Source organism: Candidatus Poribacteria bacterium (genome assembly GCA_026706025.1).
Taxonomy (GTDB): domain Bacteria; phylum Poribacteria; class WGA-4E; order WGA-4E; family WGA-3G; genus WGA-3G.
On sequence record JAPOZO010000063.1, the window covers coordinates 144,799 to 166,319 of the forward strand.

The window sequence follows — 21,521 nt, forward strand, 5'->3', positions numbered from 1 at the left end:
TAAGGTAAGATGATAGATATTTCAGATTAGGATATCCAAATAATGCCAAAATATCGGAGTGCTATCATCGGCTGTGGCGGTAGAGCCTACGGTCACGCAAATGCCTATCGACACGTTTCGCGAGGCGAATTGGTCGCCTGTGCGAACCGATCAAATGTTGCCCGACGCGAAAAATTTGCTGAGACTTTCGGGATTACCGGCTATGCAAACGCCGAGGAGATGCTCCGAACAGAGAAACCCGATCTTGTTCACCTTATTACCATGCCGGACCAGTGGCGTGAGCTTATGCCGATGGTATCAGAATTTGGTGTGCCAGCGTGTCTCGTTGAAAAGCCAATAGCCTGCGGTGTTGAAGATTGGCGTTTGCTGTGCGAATTGGAAGCACAGACCGCCACAAAGTTCGGTGTTGGAAAACAATACCGCTGGCACCCTGGACTTATCAGGTGCCGAGAGGTAGTGCAGCGTGGTGAATTAGGAAAAATTTATCTTTTAGATTTCTCCTGCGGTATGAACCTCTCTGCCCAAGGCACGCATATCATTGATTGGGCGATGTCCCTGAATGGTGATTCCCCAATCGTCCGCGTCTTCGGCACTGTGAGTGGTGCGGAGTCGCTTGACAGTACCTATCCAGCCCCCGATACATCATCGTGCCAAGTCCTGTTTGAAAATGGTGTCTACGGGTCCTGGAACACCGGTTTTATATCCCCGCGGGTAATGGACGACGATGCCATCTACAAACACTGTCGCGTTGCCGCCTATGGTAAAAACGGGCACGTGTGCTTTGAGGAATTCAGTGGATGGGAAATCTTTACCAATGCAAAAATGGAAAACCATCGAACAACGCCTGATGAGTGGCGTGAGAACAACGACCTTGCACAAGCACGTCTAACAGAGGCGATGTTTGACTGGATTGAGGATGATGCCCGTCCAGTCGAAACGAATCTTAAACTCGCATTACACCAGTTCAATGCCGTTTTGGGCATCTATGCAAGTGCGATCTCTCACGAACCGATTGACATCCCTTTTGACCCTCCTATAGACCTTGATTCACGGATTCGTGAGGTGTTGTCGCGTTCCTGACCCGCCCATGCCAAAATTTGACAAATTCATCATTTTATGCTATACTATTAAAGATTTTATGTTAGAATAAGCATGGGAATTTTGACACTACGGAAGTGCTATCTTGTCCACGCCAAATACGGCATCTTCAGAGCCACACATCCACATCGCGCCATCGATGATGTGCGCGGATTTATGCAACTTGGAAGCCGATGTTCGGGAATTAGAAGTTGCGGGCATTGATATGCTCCATTTCGACTTGATGGACGCGCATTTCGTTCCGAATATGCCGATTGGGCTTGCCTTAATTGAACAATTGCGTCCAAAAACAGGCTGTGCTTTTGACATTCACCTCATGGTGGAAAACAACGATTTCTTTGTGGATGCAGTCGCAGAGATTGGCGTTCAACAGGTAGCCGTCCACGTTGAATCGGCGACACATCTTGATAGAACGTTGTCTCTTATTCAAGCGCACGGCATCAAGGCAGGCGCAGCACTCAATCCAGCAACACCACTCTCTGCCTTGGACTATGTTCTTGATCGCCTTGATTTCGTGCTGATTATGACGGTAAATCCGGGGTTTGCGGGGCAGAAGGTGGTCCCAGCGACGCTCCGAAAGATCGCGGAATGTCGCACTTTTTTGGATGCGAATGCTGTTGACCTACCAATTGAAGTTGATGGTAACGTGAGTTTTGAAAATATCCCGAGAATGGTATCTGCAGGCGCGGATATCTTGGTCGGTGGCACGAGTAGCGTTTTCCAGAAATCCGGTTCACGGCTTGGCAATGTTCAGCGAATTCAGCAGGCTATTACGCTCGGACTCGGAAATAGAAAAAACTGACAACTATTAAAATAATGGAAGTTGCCACCTATTTATCTACATAGCACTCCTACGGAGTGCGGCGGCTTAAATATGCTGTTTCTATAGACATAACACCCCTACGGGGTGAAGAAAGTGTCGGAAAAACCGCGTTACAATGCTCAAAATCCGTTGGTAGCAACTTGGGTTAAAATAATGGAAGCACTTGTCCTTCACGGCGTTGGAGATTTACGATTAGAGCAGATTCCGGTGCCACCTCTCGCTGAAGGTAAGGTCCGCGTCCGAATTGGGTTTTGTGGTGTCTGCGGTTCCGATATTCCGAGAATTTTCGTCAAAGGCACTTATAGTTTTCCAACGGTTTGTGGACACGAATTCGCTGGTATCGTTGATGCTTGTGGCCCGGGGGTTGACAATTTTGCCCCGGGTGATCCTGTCGTTGTATTTCCGTTGCTTTGGTGCGGCACCTGTGCAGCATGTGAACAGGGTAAGTATGTCCAATGCCACGACTATGACTATCTCGGTTCGCGAAGCGATGGCGCATTTGCTGAATATGTCGTCGCGCCGAAAGAAAATCTGATCGCTGTTCCACCGGGTGTGACTTTAGAGGAAGCATCGATGACAGAACCCGCTGCAGTCGCACTACACGCAATCTGCCGTGCGAATACACCGCTTGCTGGAAAGACAGTTGCTGTCTTCGGTGCGGGACCTATCGGATTAATGACAGCGCAGTGGGCAAGAATCATGGGCGCGACAACAGTGTTTCTCTTTGATATTGTTGCGGATAAACTGGAGCTGGCGAGGCAACTCGGATTTGACAAAGTATTTAGCACTACAACCGAGGCACCGGTTGAGATTGTAAACGCACATACTGATGGAAAGGGTGCGCACGTTTGTATTGAGGCTGCGGGGGTTCCCGCTACCTATAACGATGCCCTCGGGAGTGTCGGACGCGGCGGTAGCGTCGTTTTGCTCGGTAATCCTGTTACAGATGTAACGCTTCCAGTAGTGCTTATATCGCAGTTAATGCGGCGTGAAGTGAACATTTTTGGGACATGGAATTCTGATTATAGTGCCGCAGGTAACGACGACGATTGGCGTACTGTGCTTCAAGCGATGGCTTCTGGGATGTTAACACTCATGCCACTCATAACACATAAAGTACCATTGGCGGACAGTACACACATATTACATAAGATGCGAGATAAGAGTGAATTCTACGCAAAAGTTTTGATTCACCCCTGAAAAACGTAGCCTGAAACGTAGTGGAAGGGTTTTTGCGAACGCTAAAATCCAATGCGAAGAAAGTGTTTCTTCAGATATGCACCGAAGAATTTCAAAGTCCAAACCCATTTGCCTTAACCGCAAGGAAAGTTAAAAATATGAAAGCGGCTATACTTGAAAGTCTTGACAATTTGAGCGTGAAAGAAGTACCCGAACCCGAAATTGATGATGATGCCGCTTTAATGCGGATCGAAGCTGTTAGTATATGCGGTTCTGATGTCCGCATCCTCCATCACGGTAATCCAAGAGTTAAACCCCCCACTATTATTGGACATGAAAACTCCGGTGTCATTGTTAAAACCGGTAAAAACGTAACGCGCGTCAAAGAAGGCGACCGAGTGTCAATCGGTGCCGATGTCCCGTGTGGGCAGTGCCATTGGTGTCGAGATGGTCTCGGAAACAACTGCGACATCAACTACGCCATCGGTTACCAAATTTCCGGTGCTTTCGCAGAATATATGAAACTCCCACGCCTCGTTTTGGAAGAAGGACCGGTTACCCCATTCGATGCGACGCTCGGTTTTGATGAGGCTGCCCTCGCCGAACCGCTCGCTTGTGCTATCAACGGACTTGAGCTTGTTAATATGTCCCTCGGCAAAACTGTGGTTATTATCGGTCTTGGACCGATCGGATGTATGATGATTGACCTCGCGCGGATCATGGGTGCCACGAAAGTTATTGGTGTACAACGGAGCAGGCTCCGGATGGAGATCGCAAAGTTCTACGAGGCAGATGCCTACATCGCTTCTGAAGAGGAAGATGTCATTGAGAGATGCAAGGAAGAAACAGGTGGCGAGGGACCCGATATCGTCGTTACAACATGCGGTTCGGTTGAGGCACACGAACAGGCTATTGAAATGGTGGCACATCGCGGGTATGTCAACCTATTTGGCGGATTGCCAAAGACGATGCGCCCCATGAGCGTTCTCTCTAATATTATTCACTATAAAGAGTGTTTTGTTACAGGTTCACATGGATGTGTACCACGTCACCATGAATTGGCGGTCCGTCTCCTTGAAAAGGGGTTAGTCCGTGTAAAACCGCTTATTACACACCACTTCCCACTCGTTGAGATTGACAAGGCGTTTGAAGCAATGGAATCCCGAATAGGAATGAAGATTATGATACACCCACATCAGGAGGGTACAGGAGGATAAACGGATATAATGCAAGATTTTTCGAGATTTGTTCGAGAAGTGCCAGATTTTCCGAAACCGGGGGTTTTATTTAAAGATATCACGCCTCTTTTAGGAAATCCAACCGCCTTTCATCGGGTAATTGATGAGTTCGCGCGCCATTATAAATATGAAGCCATTGATGTTGTTGCGGGACCTGAAGCACGCGGTTTCATTTTTTCAACGGTGCTTGCTTATCGGATCGGTGCTGCTTTTGTTCCTATCCGGAAAAAGGGTAAGCTGCCTTATGAGGCGCACGAAGTTACATACGATCTTGAATACGGCAGTGATACGATCGAAATTCATCAAGATGCGTTCCCCAAAGACAGTAGAGTTCTCCTATGCGATGATCTCTTGGCAACTGGTGGGACACTCGCTGCATCCGTTGAACTTATTGAAAAGCTGGAGGGACACATCGTTGGGATCGCTGTCTTAATTGAGTTATTGGAATTTGAAGGCAGGGAGAAGATTCCGAACTACGATGTTTTTTCGCTCATGAAATATTAGGCTTACCACATGCGCCTGTAGCTCAGGGGACAGAGCAGTGGTTTCCTAAACCACGTGTCGGGGGTTCGATTCCTCCCAGGCGCGTTTGAAAGGGTTATCAGTCATCAGTTATCGGTTATCGGTTAAAAGGTTTTCTAATAAAGCCTCTTTTAACTGATGACTGACAACTGACAACTGATAACCAATTTTAACTGATAATTGATAATCATTCTAATGTTTAGGAGTAACTTGGATGTACAGATTCAATATCTGGAAAATAGTTTTAATCATCGGGGTGTTGCTAATCTCTGCGTTATACCTCATCCCGACCCCGGATAGTTTCTACAATCCACTATACGGGAATTTACCACTTTGGATGCAGGAAAAACTTCCAGCTTTTGAAGTCACTGAAGATAAAGGTTTTAAGGTGAGTCTCACAGAGGTTGAATACCCCGAAGGCATCAGTTTTCAGGATACGACGAGTGAATTAATGGATGTCTTTCGGGTCCATTTAGGAAAACTTGGGTTTGAGCATGGATTTGATTATGAATTTGATACGACTGAATCACACGAATTTTATGTTCGGCTCATCTCGGAGAACGCTCGTGAAGCACCAAGCGCGACGCTTGACAATTTACATCTATACGGGAGTCTCCCAGGCGTTATCCGACGACTCATACCTGACAACCGATTGAAGTTGGGATTAGATCTCAAAGGTGGGGTCCATCTTGTACTTGAAGTGGATTTGGAGACTTCCAAAACTGAGCTGTTCCGTCAACACGCGCTCTCTATCCCTGAGCAACTTCGCGCAGAGGAAGTTTTGTGTCGTGAAGTTAAACGGGTAGCCGGACAAGACGCACTTGATGTGTTTGTCGGTATCCCTTCACGACTCCGATCGGATACGAATCAAAAAACACAATACTTGGAAAAGGCGCAGCAGCTTCTTAACGAAATCGAATTTTTTGAGGATGCACAGGTAAATAACGAAACAGAAACACAATCCATATATCAGTTGAGACTCAGCCGAAGTGGGATTGAAAAATATAGTGAGCAGGCGATTGAACAGGTCCTTATCGTCTTACGAAATCGCGTGGATGCTTTTGGCGTTTCTGAACCCTCTATCCGACGAGAGGCGAATCACCCAAGAATCATCGTTGAGCTTCCGGGTGCTGAGGACTCTTCAAAACCGCTACAGATCGTTAGAGAGATGGGGCGGCTCGAATTTAAACTCGTCAGAAAATCGCCTGCTGGTGGAAATTTCTGGAGCGGGACTGCCGATACACCGCCACCCGATGATATTCCAGAGGATAGTGAAGTGCGCTATCATCGCGAAACCGGCAGCTGGTATGTTTTGGAAAGTCCTGTACTCCTAACCGGAGACCGGATTACCGATGCGTTTCCCACCACAGGCAGAACCACTTTTGACATTGTCGTTTCATTGAGTTTTGATGGTGCCGGGAGACGGACGTTTGCGAAAGTCACAGGCGACCATATCGGCGAGCATCTGGCGATTCTCCTTGATGGAAAAGTTCAATCTGCACCCGTTATTCAAGACCAGATCATCGGAAACGCTGTTATTCAAGGCAGTTTCACTTATGAAGAGGCAAGTTACCTTTCCAATATTTTGAAAGCAGGGGCGTTTCCTGTTGGTGTCCAAATTGCAGAAGAGCGTACCGTCGGTCCCACCCTCGGTCAAGAATCTATTGACAACGGCATTCGCGCTGCGCTTATCGGTTTGGGTATAGTCCTGATTTTCATGATAATCTACTATCGCCTCTCTGGGTTAGTTGCTATTGTCGCGCTCGTTTTTAATATGGTGATTCTTCTCGGTGCTTTGGCAGGCTTCGGGGCGGCATTGACGCTTCCCGGTATCGCTGGACTTGTACTCACAATCGGGATAGCTGTTGACGCGAATGTCCTCATCTTTGAGCGAATTCGCGAGGAATTACGGACCAATAAAGCCGTCTGGGCAGCTATCACAAGCGGCTATCAGCGCGCATTTATAACAATTTTAGATGCTAACCTTACCACATTCTTTACCGCACTTGTCCTCTATCATTTTGGTACAGGTCCGATTAAAGGGTTCGCGGTAACGCTCGGTATCGGTATCCTCGCGAGTATGTTCACGGCGATCGTCGTTACACGCGAGATTTATGGCTTAACAGTTGGGAACCGAGACGTGCAGCAACTCAGCATTTAATGGCTGTCAGAAGAATAGTTATCAGCAGTCAGTTGTCAGTCGTCAGTCACTTGCTTGGGGCGGATAAGACCTTTCCAACGGCCACACGTCCTACTAAAAACTGATAACTGATGACTCTGACATGGAGGAATGGTTGTCGAATGAATGGTTCTCGGTTATCAGTTTAACTGACGACTGACAACCGAAAGCTGACAACAATTAAAAAATTGGAACTACTTAGAAATACAAACTTTGATTTTATTAGCAAACACCGCACTGGCTTTGTATTCTCAGCAGTGCTCATCGTTATTGGTTTGGTTTTCCTCGGCATCCACCAAGGTCCTAACTTTGGAATTGATTTTCGCGGTGGTGTTAAAATCCAAGCCAAGTTTAACAGAGTTGTCACAGAATCTGAGCTGCAAGCCAAACTCACTGAAATCGGTTACGAGCGTGCCTCGATCCAAATAGATGCAGGCAAAAACGAGGCCTCTATCGCTCTGGGACATCGCCCCGAATTTCAGCAACAACTCATTAATATCCCAATTATGGCGGACCCGGGGGATGCAACCGCTACCAGCCTTCAGGTAAGTAAGACCGCTGAAAAAGCACATCTATTAGCAGAGGGCGATACCGTCCAACTCATTGATGGCACTTCGCAGCAGCGCAACGAGATTATCGCACGGGAAGACACGGCAGACGGCGACGCAATTAACTTAACCTTCGCAAACCCTATCGGAATTGACTTGAGTGAGAATGCCACTGTCCAAATCCAAGCGAGTGTCGGTAGAATCCTCACAGATGCACTTCTTGAAGGTAACTTTCAGGCACCTGGGGGTTGGCAAGCACTTGCTGGTGGGGTCAATGTCTCTGAGGTCGGTCCGAGTGTCGGGCGCGACCTTAAATGGGCTGCGCTCTGGTCTGTGCTCTGGTCGATTGTCATTTTGTTGGTTTATATCTCTTGGCGATTTGAGTTCCCGTTCGCTATCGGCGCGATAGCCGCGCTCGTCCACGATGTACTAATCACCTTAGGGGTCTTTGCTATTTTATCAAAAGAGATTAACCTGCCCACCGTAGCGGCGTTCCTCACAATTATCGGATATTCGCTCAACGACACAATTGTCGTGTTCGACCGAATTCGAGAAAACTCACAATCCTTACGCGGAACGGACTACGTTACGGTCATTAACCGGAGTATCAACCAATCGCTGAGTCGGACGGTTATCACATCCGTGACAACTCTCTTTGTTGTTTTGGTCATTTTTATCCTCTCCAGTACCGGTGAGGAAATTAACACCTTCGCCTTAGCACTTATCGTCGGTGTATTGATAGGCACCTACTCCTCGGTCTTCATCGCAAGTCCGATTTTGTATCTCTGGAATCGAGGACAGCAACCCGCGTCATAGCAAGAATGGCTATCGGCTTTCAGCCATCAGTTAAGAGGTTTTTGAGTAAGTCATAAGTTTTTTCGCTGACTGCTATCGGCTGATGGCTGATTGCTGTTAAGAGCGTTTTTCTCATGAGAATATTGATTTTAAGTCCTTACACAACTGGGCAAAAACAGAAGCCCGAGAATCCGCTCCGAGGTGAGGATTGTACGCCACCTGAACGTCTTGAGGCGCGAATCAAGGAATTGTGTGGTTACAATGCGGAGGGGTGGTATAGCGAAAACAGAGACTACAGTGCACCCGCTGGAGAGATGTTTTCGGGTCCCATGAATACGCAATTACGGGCAGGGTTAAAACAGATTCGGGAACATACTCAATACGGTGAGACAATCCTTGATCTGTATTTTCCGTGGTATTTTTGCCGCGTTGATGGGCAAAAGCGTCCGGTTAACGAGAAAGACATTATCGTTCCTTTTGATACCGCCCCACTTCACGAACTTGAGGTTTTAGAATACAATGAGAGCGGTGTCCCTGAGCGGACCGCGGATTTAGTTGACGGTTACGATCTCGTCTTTTCGCTATTGCGGCAAGACGATATTCAATCCCTGCAACGCGTTTTTGAGGTGGAACGGGCGACAACGCTAATTTTCTTGCTTCCGAAAAGTCACAAACAGGTCGTTAATGAAGACTTGCCGAATCTCCATGTTGTTGAAACTGGCAGCGATTTGCAGAAAAGCCTTCGCACCACAAATTGGGCTATGAAGGGTGTTGTGCTAAGAAGATTATGTGAAGCGGCATGTCGCGACGGTTTCCACGTCTTTGAGCAAGTCAAACAAGACCCCCAGCAGTTAATCGAAATCGCACGTAGTACCGAATCTGAAAAAAAATAGTAATCCGTGTGGTGAATAAATGAATCTTCCAACACCGGTTATCAGCGATAATTCACAACACATCATCGGTGAATCCGCACCGATGCAGGTTGTTTTGCGTCAAGTCGCTCAGGTCGCGCCGACGAAAGCGACTGTCCTCATTACAGGTGAAACGGGTGTCGGAAAAGATGTCATCGCACAGGCTATTCATGAAGGTAGCCCGCGTAAAAATAGACCCTTCAAAGCAGTCAATTGCGGTGCATTTTACCAAGACCTCCTGCAGAGTGAACTCTTCGGACATGAAAAAGGTGCTTTCACCGGCGCAACAAATCAAAGACGCGGCGTGTTTGAACAGGCAGATGGCGGGACGCTTTTTTTGGACGAAGTCGCGGAAATGTCGCCCGAAGTGCAAGTGAAATTTCTGCGCGTCTTAGAGACACAGGAATTCAACCGGCTCGGTGGTGAAAGAAATATTAAAGTCAATGTCCGAATTATCGCTGCTACAAATGTCAATCTTACAACATCGGTAAGGGAGAGAAAGTTTAGACAGGATCTCTACTACCGCCTCAATCTCTTTCGCATCCAGATCCCGCCACTCCGCGACCGTCGTGAGGACATTCCACTTTTCGTCTCCGCGTTCATCCCTGAATTAAGCGCAGAACACGGTAAACCGATTACCAGTATAACGTCGGACGCACTGAATTATCTCCAGAATGCTGATTGGTACGGCAACGTGCGTGAGCTTAGAAATGCCATAGAAACGGCTATTATCTCAGCCACCACCGAAGAACTGCAACTGAAAGATTTCCCGATGGATCCTGAATCCCAACAGGTTTCCTTAGTGCCTGTGCAAACCTCTGGCACGCAGCTCGTTGACGCAACCACCACCGAGACAGACTTACTTGATGAACCAGGAGGAGTTTTGCAGGTTGTTGATACCCCTGCTGGTGCAATCGCGACGGGAAATATAGCCATTTACAAGACAATTCTCGGACTTATCCTCTCGGCAATCCGTTTATTGGAACCAGCTGCCACAGCCGGTAATGAAGTGCCGTTCCTCATTCCAGATGAAGATACCAGTTGGATGCAAATTAGCGACACGGATGACGCAGCGGATGTCCTCAAAAAAGCGTTGGAAATCCTTTCAACGATCGCCAAAACGCTTGAGCATCGAGCGCAAGAAGGCGTTTTACCGATTGCTGCACCCATAGGACAGCGAGGCGGTTCACAGGGTGAATATCTGCCTGTGCTTGATGAAGAAGATGTCATCGGTAGGGTCGGTATGACAATGGCGGAAATTGAAAGGGCAGCGATCCAAAAGACGCTCGCAGAAGCAGAGGGTAATAAAACAGAAGCGGCGAAAATTCTCGACATCGGCGTACGAACCTTACACCGAAAGTTAGACGCTTACAAGCAGGAAGCCAATAACAATTCGGATGATAGTTTTAATCAGGAATAACGTTTACGAGAACGCTTATCAAATCTTCCCATTTCAGTGGAATGTAGGTGGGTTTTTATTTTTTCCTTGACAAAATATGTTAGGACGATTTAGTTTTAAGGATTTGTTGTGTTTCAGGTCTTTTTTTAAAGATCCGGTGCGGTTAGGAAACCGCACCTACCAGGGAATCGCGTGAGTCCTAATTCTAAAATGATCGGGGAACCTTCGTTACCAACCGTATATCAGTCGCACTTTACAAATTTAATTCTCGGAGCGGAGTGCGTCAATAGGTGAAAGTTGCGCTGCCCGAATTGCAGGATAGACCCCGAAACCCACGCCCATGACAATTGAAAAGGTAACAGAAATCAGTATCCACCGTAAGGATAATACGACGGGCCATGCATCCACAACTAACACAATCCGCACCGCAAGCCGTGACAGCGCGTGTGCCGCACCCCAACCGCCTACAATGCCAAGCAGCCCACCACACAAACAGAGACAGATTGATTCTGTCAAAAATTGATAAAAAATGTGAATCCGTTTCGCACCCACCGATTTCCGTAAACCTATCTCCCGCGTCTTTTCGCCGACAGAGACGAGACAGATATTCATGATGCCGATGCCGCTGACGAACAGCGAGAAACCCGCAATACTACCCAAAGTAATCTTTATCACCTTTTGGATGTGATCCAATCGCCGAAATGTCAGTTTCGGGATATAGTAAGTAATAAAGTTATCCTGCCCGCGGTGTCTTTTACGCAGGATACTCTTACCACAAGCAATGACACTGTTAACATTGGCATCTTTTTGAAAAAAGACAATCATGTATTCAACGTAGCGAATGCCTGTAAGCCGTTGTTGATAGGTCGTCAATGGAACACAGACAGCATCATCCAAGCAATACTCCCAAGTGAGACTACGTCCCTTGGGTTTCATCACACCCACGACGCGCATCCGTACTGGCTTTTGTCGCCAATAACGATAATACCGGACCTTTACTTCTTGTCCGACCGGGGATACTTCGCCAAACAACTCAATAGCAATGTCGGCTCCCAAAACGCAGACCTGCGCTGCAGTCTCTATATCGTTTTCGGTGAGAAATCTGCCAGTTTGTAGTTTCCAGTTCATGCCGCGGGCATAGTCTGCAGTCGCAGCTTCTATGAGTGCCAGGGCTTGGTTTCCAGTTCGGCTGCTAACAAAATTTTCAAAGGATTCATGATTCGGCAAGACATATAAGACCTCGGGGCATTCTGCCTCAATAGCATAGGCATCCTCAAGCGTGTATCGTTCAGTGGTTCGCCGGAGTCGTCCGCGTTTGAAAATAGATGTCCGCGTATAGAATGTAAACTGATTTGCCCCGCCAAGTTTTTCAATGTCTTCGACGAGGATTCTTTTCGCACCATCGCCAATAGCGACCATGCATAACACACCCGCAACCCCGATGAAAATGCCGAGAATGGACAATCCTGCACGGAGTCTATTTTGCGTGAGTGGTTGTACACCCGCGATGATCGCATCACGAAATTTCATTTCTGCCCGAGTGCTTTTAGGAACTCTTGATCATCTTTTACATCCGAAAATTCAGGGGTCTCAAGGAAATTCGAGTAGTACATATCTCGGTTAGGGTTTAGCACATAATCTTGAGTCGCCTTTAAATGGTGTAAAGTCTTCTCTCTGTCCTTCTCAGAAGCCCAAACACTTACTGCAAGAAAGAAGTGGGTATCAGCGTCGTAGCGGATCAAATCAATGGCAATTTGTAGGAAATGTCTCGCCTCGCTATACTTCTTTGACCGTAACAGGCAATAACCGACATCGTGGGCAGCCCATGTAAGGTCGCTGATATTTACAGAATGACCGGCATCTCGTTTTGCCATCTCGCCTTCAATAAACACGCTTACTTCCGTAAGTGCCTGATCGAAACGTTCCCAATCTTCCTGTTTGCTATACACCAGAAGTCGATTCGTTCTCACAGCCAACCAGAACCGAAAATAATGCTCCCAATCCGGTTCGCCGTTAGCATCTTCCAACTTTTCCATGCCAAGAAGCGTTTCATCTAACCGGTCGTAGGCGCGTAAGATTTCTGATCCGATTTGCAAGAAATCGCAACGTGCGTAGCGACTCAATTCAGGGTTCTCTAAGCGTTCAGAGGCTTCCTCATAAATCTGAAACCACTCATCAACACGCCCTTCCGCTTTCCAACATTCAATATGACTTAAACTACCAACAGTCTCCAGCACATCTTCATCTGACAAATGCTCGCATGCCCAACGATAAAGCCGAACCTGTTCTTCAACAGCTTCCTTGTTCCACCGAAGCCGGGCAAGGTTACCGCTGAGTTGCCGGTGCGACCAGAAACGCTCCTTATTGTCTGAAGCGACGTTCAGATACCTACGGTGCAGGGAGACGCTTTTTTCCATTCCGATTTTGCCTATATACTCGTATATCTCATCGGCGAGATGTGCCAAGTCAGGTGTGATTTCGCCTTTAAGCGCATCTTCAACTTGGTTGTGTGCTTCCTTAAGAATATCCTCGCCTGATGTCGGGTCGGATTTTGCCTGTGCTATGAATGAATCAAACTTGCTGCGTATGCTTTCCAACTGACGCATAATGTTCTCCTTCAGATTTTCTGATAGTTGTACATCATCAAGGACTTCTTGAACCAAGAGTTCTTGATCTCCCTGTAGACGCTTTCGCGCGCGGTGGAGTCGACTCGCAATTGTGTTTACCGACACTCCCAAGAATTTGCTGATCTCTTTCGTGGTCATTTCGTCGAGATAATAGAGCATCACGACAGTGCGTTCACTCTCTGGCAGCTTTTCCAAAATTTTTTTCACAAGCGCATGAGAATGCTCGGTACTCGCTGTTCTCGATTGTTCCGATGCATGATGTGTGTAAGAAGACCGCTCAATTTCTTCCGAACGTGTATCCTCCAGCGATTGCATCACAAACTTTTGCTCTCGCATCCACTTCTGCTTTCGCATCCAATCAATACAAAGCCGATTCGCGATGACATAGAGCCACCCGGCAAATTGATTCGGATCTTTAAGGGTCGAAAGTTTTTTATATGCCTGAAAGAAGGCATCTTGCATAATGTCTTCAGCGTAGTGATAATCGCCGATCTTCCGCCATACAAGAGTATGAACGCTCTTTTGGTACTTTTCGACCAAGATGCCAAACGCAGCATCGTCACCTGATAAAATTTTTCGAACCAGTTGAACATCGTCTTCTTTTTTTTCCACGAAACTTCCTCCTGATAAACAGATTGGATCGTGTTTGCATTCGCCAACAGGCTTAATCAAATACCGAGTTTTGTAAAATTAACACAGGTGATTCGTTTGTAACTCACACCCTCTATTATTAAAGACGAAATTTTGTGCACAAATCTTGCATCTTGGGAAAAAAAATGAAGAAACCTTCTTTGAAGTTGGAAAATTCTCAGGCGTTCAGCGATTTGATCCGACACGCTTGCTGGATTTGTAAACCGAGCGCACTCTAAACACGTTTATGAATGTAAGATTGGAGAGGCTGCCTAAATTCTTGGTGTTAATTCTCAAACGCTCCGCCGTCGGGAGGAAAGCGGTGAGATAGAACCAGCTAAAGGGGTACCAAAAGGCACTCGCCTCTACACGCATTAGGCATCGCCTTGATGGGCAACAACTATACATCCTATTTCAAACGTGAGTTTGAAAATAAAGACTGAAACTCCCGTAGCTTGGGTTGAGCGGTAAAAGACCAAGAACCCACCCGTTGATACAGAAGTAGCCGATTTTCAACGACCCGTTTTTGTAGATACAAATAGCGAAACCCAACACCCGAAACGCTGTGGATGTGAGAATACGTTGGGTTTCACTCGGTTTTCGGTGATTTCAGGTTTCTTGATGAACTCAAAAGTCATCTGCTCTATGCCATTTTTAGTAGATCTCCGTTCAACCCAACCTACAAAATTCAAATCTTTTATCAAACTCACGTTATTTCAAACAATCCCTGCTTGATAAAAGGAGTACCAAATGAATATTAAACTCTTTTTTTTCTTGTTGATTCTGTTTCCTGCTGTCACTTTAACCTGCTTTCTACAGAACGGTGTAGCGCAAGATTACACGCAAATACGTTTACCTGATGGTGCCACAGCGCGGTTGGGTAAGGGAACTTTATCTGACGTAGTATATTCGCCGGATGGCACGCGTTTGGCGATCGCTGGGAATCTGGGTATCTGGATATACGATGTGCAAAGTGGTGGTGAAATCAAGTTAATCGCTGGACGGTGGGGGAGTATCCGTAGTGTATCATTTTCTCCGGATGGTCAAACGCTGGCAGCAAGTGAAAGCTGGCACCGCACTATCTATTTATGGGATGCAGAGACGGGCGCGGTCAAGAAGACAATCACTGAAGATGCCGATGTCGCCTTCAGCAGTTTCGCCTTCAGCATGTCGTTTTCACCGGATGGTGAGACGTTGGCAAGCGGTGGCTGGTACGGCACCATCTATTTGTGGGATGTGAACACGGGCGAGGTCAAGCGGACAATCACTGAACGTGCAAGTAACGTCTTCACTGTCTTTAGCGTGTCGTTTTCACCGGATGGTCGGACGCTGGCAAGTGGAATCCGAGACGGGAGCATCGGGTTGTGGGATGTAGCTACTGGCACGCGCAAGCACACCCTTACTGGACATACAGATGTTGTTCATAGTGTATCATTTTCACCGGATAGTGAGACGTTGGCAAGTAAAAGTTGGGACAACACTATCCGATTGTGGGATGTAGCCACTGGCACGCGCAAGCACAGCTTTGCTGGAACTTTGGGTCTCACCCATAGCGTATCGTTTTCCCCTGATAGTGAGACGTTGGCAAGCGGGAGCTGGGACAACACCATCGGGTTATGGGATGTGAACACAGGCACGCTCAAGAAGACAATCATTGGACATTCGGGTACTGTCCATAGTGTATCGTTTTCCCCTGATGGTGAGACGTTGGTAAGCGGGAGCTGGGACAGAACTGTCCGTTTATGGAATGTGAACACAGGCACGCTCAAGAAGACAATCACGGGGTATTCAAATTCTGTCCATGACGTATCGTTTTCTCCGGATGGTCAGATGTTGGCAAGTGGAGACAGTAGTGGGATCATCCGTTTGTGGGATGTGAATACATTCTTACCCAAGCACACCCTTATTAGCTCATCCAAGCACACCGTTGCTGGTTGGAATGATGTCCATAGTGTATCGTTTTCTCCGGATGGTCAGATGTTGGCAAGTGGAGACATTAGGGGAGTCATCTGTTTGTGGGATGTAGCCACTGGCACGCTCAAGGATACACTCACTGGACATTGGGATTCTGTCTATAGCGTATCATTTTCTCCCGATGGTCAGACATTGGCAAGCGGCAGCTGGGACAACACCATCCGGTTGTGGGATGTAGACACAGGTGAATTCAAACGCATCTTCATTAATTCGGATGTAGACACAGGTGAATTCAAGCGCACCTTCACTAATCATGAAGAGAGAGTCCATGATGTATCTTTTAGTCCGGATGGTCAGACGTTGGCAGGTGGTGGCTGGGACAACACCATCCGGTTGTGGGATGTGGATACTGGCGCGCTCAAGCACACGCTTAAGTACACTCGCGGGAGCATAACCAGTCAGTATTCAGATTCTGTCTATAGTGTATCGTTTTCACCGGATGGTCAGACACTGGCAAGTGGAAGCACGGACACTATCATCTGTTTGTGGGATGTGGACACTGGCACGCTCAAGCACACCCTTGGTCAGGCGTATGCTCCGCATTGGAGTGATGTCTATAAGGTGGCATTTAGTCCCGATGGTGAGACGTTGGCAAGTGGGAGTCGGGACAACACCATCCGTTTGTGGGATGTTAGTGCTGGTACGCTCAAACACACCTTTAGACATCAGGGTGATGTCCATAGCGTAGCATTTTCACCGGATGGTCAGACAGTGGTAAGCGGAGGCACGGATACTATCTATATGTGGGATACTTCAACATTCGTACCGAGTACCGAAGTACTCACAGTAAACATCAATACAGTAGATGTTAATGGTGACGGAGTCGTCAACGTCCAAGATCTCGTGCATGTCGCGGCACGTATGGGTCAAGACGTTCCGGTAGGCGGAGATCCCGCAGATGTCAACGGTGATGGTGTTATTAACATCCAAGATTTGGTGCAAGTTGCAAATGCTATCGGCGATTAGTCCAGAAACGTACTTGACGAAAGCAGTCAAGAAACAAATCCATCTTTTTTTAACTTTTTCTGATAGGTATCCTATCCTTGCCTGCGAAAAACAATCAGCCGACCGGAGGCAGATCGTGAACTGTCCAAGATGTCAAGCAGCAAACTTCATCTTTTCCCTGTTAAACAACATACAGAAAACGATTTCCGAGAAGGATGAACTCTCTGATTTTTGTTATTCATTAGCACCGCCGAGAAGCACATATTTTGTAAAAATTGACCTTTTTTGTGTCGTAAAATATTTTTAATTGACATTTTTTGGCGTTTTTTCTACAATAAAAGATGGCAGTTACATTTTCGTTAGTGCGCCGCAGGTGTTACCGCACCCGCGACGCTTAGCACTGCCATAGGTCAGGTATGACAGCGCTGGTTTCTATTGTATCAGATAACACGATTTGTGTGTCATCTATAAATGGAGACCAGCACCTATATGGAAAGATTGCCATCACTCTGAAACGCGGTGACGAATCCTTGTCGTCTCCGTTTCTCTTGCATAAGCACTCCCCGTATAGAGAAACACTGACCCCAAAACACGTATATCAAGCAGTTTTGAGATTTTATATGTTCGGGTGTTGTCATGCTCTCACTTATGAGATGCAGGCATCCGTAGGTAACGCGTTGCCTAATAATATCTCTTTATTAACTGCAGATGATGATTTTGAAGTAATCATTTCTTTGTGGAGGCACGTTTGGAAGTCGTGCTTTCTCTAAATATACGAGGAATCAGAACGGTTATAGCGTAGATACCAAATGAAAAACAAAAATTATAGCCACCTAACACGTAGGCAATTTATAAAAAGCGGTTTAACGGGGCTCGCAATAGGCAGCAGTGTAGGAATCTCAGGATGTGATACGATGGGTATTCTCTTACCCACAGCAACCCCGACAGAAACCGAAGATGATGTTCCAGCACTGATTATCGGTAGTGGTTTTGGCGGTGCGGTGACGGCGTTGCGGCTCGGCGAGTCCGGGATCCGTACGATGGTATTGGAGCAAGGCAGGCGTTGGGATACACCGTTTTCTCGAAACATCCCACCAGATGGTCGCTCCACATGGCTGAGAAATAAAACGATTTTGCCGTTCGGTCCAGAGTTCTCTATTCAAAAATATACCGGTGTGTTGGATCGGGTCGACTACCCGAACATGAAAGTATACCGAGGGACAGCCGTAGGTGGCGGATCTATCGTATACGGCGGCATCAGCATTGAGGCACCTGAAGAACTATTTTATAAGGTTTTTCCGTCTGAGGTCTCCTACACAGAGCTGCAACCCTACTATGACCGCGTGCGGGATATGCTGCGCATTTCGACGGTTCCTGCGGATATTGAGCAAGAGCCACACTACGAGTATGCCCGTGTGTTTGCAAAGCACGCAGCGAACGCCGGATTAGAGACTACCTCTATAGGGCAGGCAGCGGATTGGGATATAATTCGTTCAGAAATCGCTGGTACGATACTCCCTTCTGCTATCATTGGAGAGATGTTGTACGGGGGCAACAGCGATTACAAAAACAGTTTGGATCGAAATTATTTGCCGATGGCTGAAGCGACAGGTTATGTAACCATCCATCCATTGCATCGCGCTATCAATATTAGACAACACAATAGCGGAAAATACGCAGTGACCGTCGAAAATATAGATGAGACGGGTAAGGTGCTACAAACCAAAGAAATTACCACGATGTATATCTTCTTTGCCGCAGGTGCTATCGGAACAACAGAACTTTTGGTCAAAGCACGACATACGGGTAGTTTGGGCAACTTAAATGAGATGGTTGGTAAGGAGTGGGGAACCAATGGGAACGTTCTATTTTCTCGCGCTGTGGAAGAATCGACAGGCAAGATGCAAGGTGGACCGGTTATCACAGGCGTTAGCGATTATGGCAATACACAGATCCCTGCGTCCGTAGAATCTGTATTTTTACCCATCGTGCACGACTGTCGCTGTTTACTACAACTTCTGATAGGTTTAGATACGGAGCGTGGCGAATTCTCCTATGACTTGATCCGTAATAAAGTTGTCCTGAATTGGTCGCCAACAGGCAATGCGCGTGCCGCAAGCGCAGCGGCAGATTTCACAGCGCGTATGAACGCTGCTAACGGTGGAACGCTCGGTATTTCTGAAGGTGTGCCTTTCTCGATACCGGATGTGTCGCAGATTTTACATATCAGCCCTTGGGTGGCATGGTGATGGGGAAAGCCTGTGATTTCTACGGGCGCGTACACGGGTATCCGAGGATGTATGTTATGGACGGATCGTTGTTACCGGGTTCTTGTGCGACAGCGAATCCATCCTTGACGATTGCGGCTTTCGCTGAGCGCAATATCGAGAGAATCCTAACCGATGATTTGACAATGAATCGTGAAAAAAGAGAAAAAAGAGAGATAGATCGGTGATGGTACCAACTGCTCACTCTTTTTTATTAATGAGTGATTATAGACTTTAGAGGAATTTATCAAGAATCTTACCATTGGTTCGCTGCCGCCATCTTCCAACCCGTTACATCCGCCTTGATGTCCCCGCCGATGCTGTAAAGGCAGATGCCAACATCTTTCGGCTTATGCAGTTGGCTCTGTACGACTGCCTGACGTTCATTGATAAAAACCTCCACGAGTGCTCTGTCGATGAATATCCGTAAATTCAAATCTTCCTCGGTTTTCAACTCGAACGGCGCAATGCCATAAGGTTGGGAACTACCGTACAGTTTTGCCGCTTCATTGCCATCACCTATCGAAATCGTCTTCTCGTCGGCTGAGTAGAAGATCTCCATCCCGTTCTGATTGGCTTTGTCGCAGAACACTTTTACACCATAGTCTTTCGCTTCGGTAGGCTTGATTGTGACATTCAGTTCAACCGTATCGCCTGAGATTTTCTTCAGCCTGTAGTCCTCGCCGTTTTTGACCGTAATGTCCTTCTCAACCGTTTCGTTGTAACGCAGACACTCAAGCTCACGAACCGGTTTAATACGTACAATCCCGTCATCAGGCAGGCTCAACTCCCAAGGCAATGAGAATATACAGCTCCATAAGGTGTTGCCAAGGTTAACCTGTATATTGGTAATGACGACTCTGCGCCCGTCTGGTGTGAGGAAGGTTTTGGGTGCCCAATAGATCGGTATGCCGCGATAATTGTTGGTCCAACTCATCTTGGTATGAAACTCGGGTGTGAACTTGTTATCCTTCCATTCACCGAGATAGTACCGCGCCCCCCAGCTATGGCTGATAAGTAGCATCATATGTTTGTTGCCAAGTTTGAAGAAATCGGTGCAGGAGTGATCGTGTTGCTCAAGTCCCGGCAACTCTTTCGTCATAAATTCACCGAGAAATTCCCACTTCTTAAAGTCTTTGGAGCGCATCAGTGTCGTCCGTTTATACCATGCCCCCAATCCCGGTCGGGTATCCTCCATAGGGTGATCGCCCGAAAATATGTAGTAGTAATCTCCCTCAACCCAAGCCGTCGGATCCCAGAATACCCAATAATCGGCATCTCGCGCCTCTTGCGGCACCTCAATCTCAATCGGTTTAGACCAGTCCTCCAGATGCTCATCCGAAGCCTCGACATAAGTCGGACGACCGCCAAATATGCCGACAAAGATGACTTTCTTGCCGTCTTTAGTGATAATCGTACCACCTGTACCACAACCGCCGCTGCCCAAAGCACAGTCGCCGCGCCGCCGCCAGTGAACAAGATCGGTACTCGTGAAGTGACCAAAAGCGTGCTCATCGCCTTTGCACATATAGCCGAAATGATACTGACCTTTCCAGTAGATCATGAAATTCGGATCGGTCGAATAGTTCCTTTCGTTATCGCCTTCGGAATTAACCAAGTGGTATGTCGGGCGACTCGGGTCATGCATCAGTCGTTGGCGAAAATCACGAGCGATCCGGACAGCTTCGTTGTCGAGGGTAAACATGTGTCTGTCGTCTCGATCGAAAACAATGTACGCGTCTTCATCGTTCTGTTTTATCGCTGCCATGTTTCTAAACTCAGGAAATTTTCCAGCACGATCTACCCACCAACCGTCTTTCGAGAAATCATACCAGCTGAACGGTTGAGTTGCGGAGGGTGCGTTCGGTCTCAGTTCCTTAATCTGCGCTTGCGTCAAAGCCTGAGCATAAATCCGTACGTCCTTGACTTTTCCTTTGAATGATGTGGCGTAGTTCGGATTTAGATTGACTGAGCCAATTACGAGTTGTAGATAGGGGTTGTTCAGAAAATCGAATGGCTCTTTGATGGTATAGTTGGCGTACACTTCCCCATCGCGGTAAATGGTGACCGAGTTGTCCTTGTAAACAGCTGCCATCATCATGAATTGCCCGAGTACAATTTCCTGTTCTGGATTTTGCGCGAGTTGTTCTGGGTTTTGCGTGCGAGTGTTATCATCACTGGCGGTGGACCACTTCCTTGGAGTATCCTGCCCAAAAGCGAGTGCGTCATACTTCTCAGCCGCCTGTACAGTAATCACGCTGCAGTGCTTTGGAGCGTCCTCATCAAAGCAGAACCAGCTGACGAGGGTCTTGTCCGTCGTCGTGGACATAAGTACCTACCTTTCAGTTTTATGTCTTATAGTAGATTCTGTAATTATTTATCCACT

At 47.2% G+C, this 21,521-nt stretch carries 15 protein-coding genes and 1 tRNA gene; 13 read left to right on the top strand and 3 right to left on the bottom strand.

What is annotated here, in order from left to right:
* The first annotated feature begins 42 nt into the window (after window positions 1-42).
* The 10 genes from OXH00_15525 to OXH00_15570 all read left to right on the top strand — a co-directional run bounded on the left by OXH00_15525 (window position 43) and on the right by OXH00_15570 (window position 10,713).
* On the top strand, window positions 43-1,080 hold the full coding sequence (locus tag OXH00_15525; GenBank protein ID MCY3742425.1) for a Gfo/Idh/MocA family oxidoreductase: 1,038 nt from the start codon (window positions 43-45) through the stop codon (window positions 1,078-1,080).
* Between the two features lie 103 nt (window positions 1,081-1,183).
* Window positions 1,184-1,900 carry a ribulose-phosphate 3-epimerase gene (rpe, locus tag OXH00_15530; protein ID MCY3742426.1) on the top strand — a complete coding sequence of 239 codons (717 nt, stop codon included), beginning with the start codon at window positions 1,184-1,186 and terminating at the stop codon, window positions 1,898-1,900.
* A gap of 114 nt (window positions 1,901-2,014) precedes the next feature.
* Window positions 2,015-3,121, top strand: a complete 1,107-nt coding sequence (locus OXH00_15535; protein ID MCY3742427.1) for a galactitol-1-phosphate 5-dehydrogenase — start codon at window positions 2,015-2,017, stop codon at window positions 3,119-3,121.
* A gap of 137 nt (window positions 3,122-3,258) precedes the next feature.
* Complete coding sequence (locus tag OXH00_15540) at window positions 3,259-4,317, top strand: alcohol dehydrogenase catalytic domain-containing protein (protein ID MCY3742428.1); 1,059 nt, start codon at window positions 3,259-3,261, stop codon at window positions 4,315-4,317.
* A gap of 9 nt (window positions 4,318-4,326) precedes the next feature.
* Window positions 4,327-4,842 (top strand): adenine phosphoribosyltransferase, encoded by a 516-nt coding sequence (locus OXH00_15545; protein ID MCY3742429.1) that lies wholly within the window; start codon window positions 4,327-4,329, stop codon window positions 4,840-4,842.
* An 11-nt stretch (window positions 4,843-4,853) separates the two neighbouring features.
* Window positions 4,854-4,926, top strand: a tRNA-Arg gene (locus OXH00_15550).
* Between the two features lie 148 nt (window positions 4,927-5,074).
* On the top strand, window positions 5,075-7,021 hold the full coding sequence (gene secD, locus OXH00_15555) for a protein translocase subunit SecD (GenBank protein MCY3742430.1): 1,947 nt from the start codon (window positions 5,075-5,077) through the stop codon (window positions 7,019-7,021).
* A 206-nt stretch (window positions 7,022-7,227) separates the two neighbouring features.
* A complete protein-coding gene (gene secF / locus OXH00_15560) occupies window positions 7,228-8,403 on the top strand; it encodes a protein translocase subunit SecF (GenBank protein ID MCY3742431.1) in 1,176 nt (391 codons plus the stop codon).
* A 113-nt stretch (window positions 8,404-8,516) separates the two neighbouring features.
* Complete coding sequence (locus tag OXH00_15565; protein MCY3742432.1) at window positions 8,517-9,275, top strand: hypothetical protein; 759 nt, start codon at window positions 8,517-8,519, stop codon at window positions 9,273-9,275.
* A gap of 19 nt (window positions 9,276-9,294) precedes the next feature.
* Window positions 9,295-10,713 carry a sigma 54-interacting transcriptional regulator gene (locus tag OXH00_15570; protein ID MCY3742433.1) on the top strand — a complete coding sequence of 473 codons (1,419 nt, stop codon included), beginning with the start codon at window positions 9,295-9,297 and terminating at the stop codon, window positions 10,711-10,713.
* Window positions 10,714-10,953: 240 nt separating this feature from the next.
* Here the strand turns inward: OXH00_15570 and OXH00_15575 are convergent, their stop codons facing one another.
* Both OXH00_15575 and OXH00_15580 read right to left on the bottom strand, forming a co-directional pair.
* Window positions 10,954-12,222: an ABC transporter permease gene (locus OXH00_15575; GenBank protein MCY3742434.1), complete on the bottom strand. Its 1,269-nt coding sequence runs from the start codon at window positions 12,220-12,222 to the stop codon at window positions 10,954-10,956.
* Window positions 12,219-13,931, bottom strand: a complete 1,713-nt coding sequence (locus OXH00_15580; GenBank protein MCY3742435.1) for an RNA polymerase sigma factor — start codon at window positions 13,929-13,931, stop codon at window positions 12,219-12,221. The genes OXH00_15575 and OXH00_15580 overlap by 4 nt, the downstream gene beginning before the upstream one ends.
* 768 nt (window positions 13,932-14,699) lie before the next feature.
* Here OXH00_15580 and OXH00_15585 point away from each other — a divergent pair.
* The 3 genes from OXH00_15585 to OXH00_15595 all read left to right on the top strand — a co-directional run bounded on the left by OXH00_15585 (window position 14,700) and on the right by OXH00_15595 (window position 19,323).
* Window positions 14,700-16,889: a dockerin type I domain-containing protein gene (locus tag OXH00_15585; protein ID MCY3742436.1), complete on the top strand. Its 2,190-nt coding sequence runs from the start codon at window positions 14,700-14,702 to the stop codon at window positions 16,887-16,889.
* A gap of 788 nt (window positions 16,890-17,677) precedes the next feature.
* A complete protein-coding gene (locus OXH00_15590) occupies window positions 17,678-19,117 on the top strand; it encodes a GMC family oxidoreductase N-terminal domain-containing protein (protein ID MCY3742437.1) in 1,440 nt (479 codons plus the stop codon).
* Window positions 19,117-19,323, top strand: coding sequence for a GMC oxidoreductase (locus tag OXH00_15595; GenBank protein MCY3742438.1), 207 nt, complete (start codon window positions 19,117-19,119; stop codon window positions 19,321-19,323). Before OXH00_15590 ends, OXH00_15595 begins: the two co-directional genes overlap by 1 nt.
* 68 nt (window positions 19,324-19,391) lie before the next feature.
* Here OXH00_15595 and OXH00_15600 read toward each other — a convergent pair whose 3' ends face one another.
* A complete protein-coding gene (locus OXH00_15600; protein ID MCY3742439.1) occupies window positions 19,392-21,464 on the bottom strand; it encodes a GH32 C-terminal domain-containing protein in 2,073 nt (690 codons plus the stop codon).
* Window positions 21,465-21,521 lie beyond the last annotated feature (57 nt).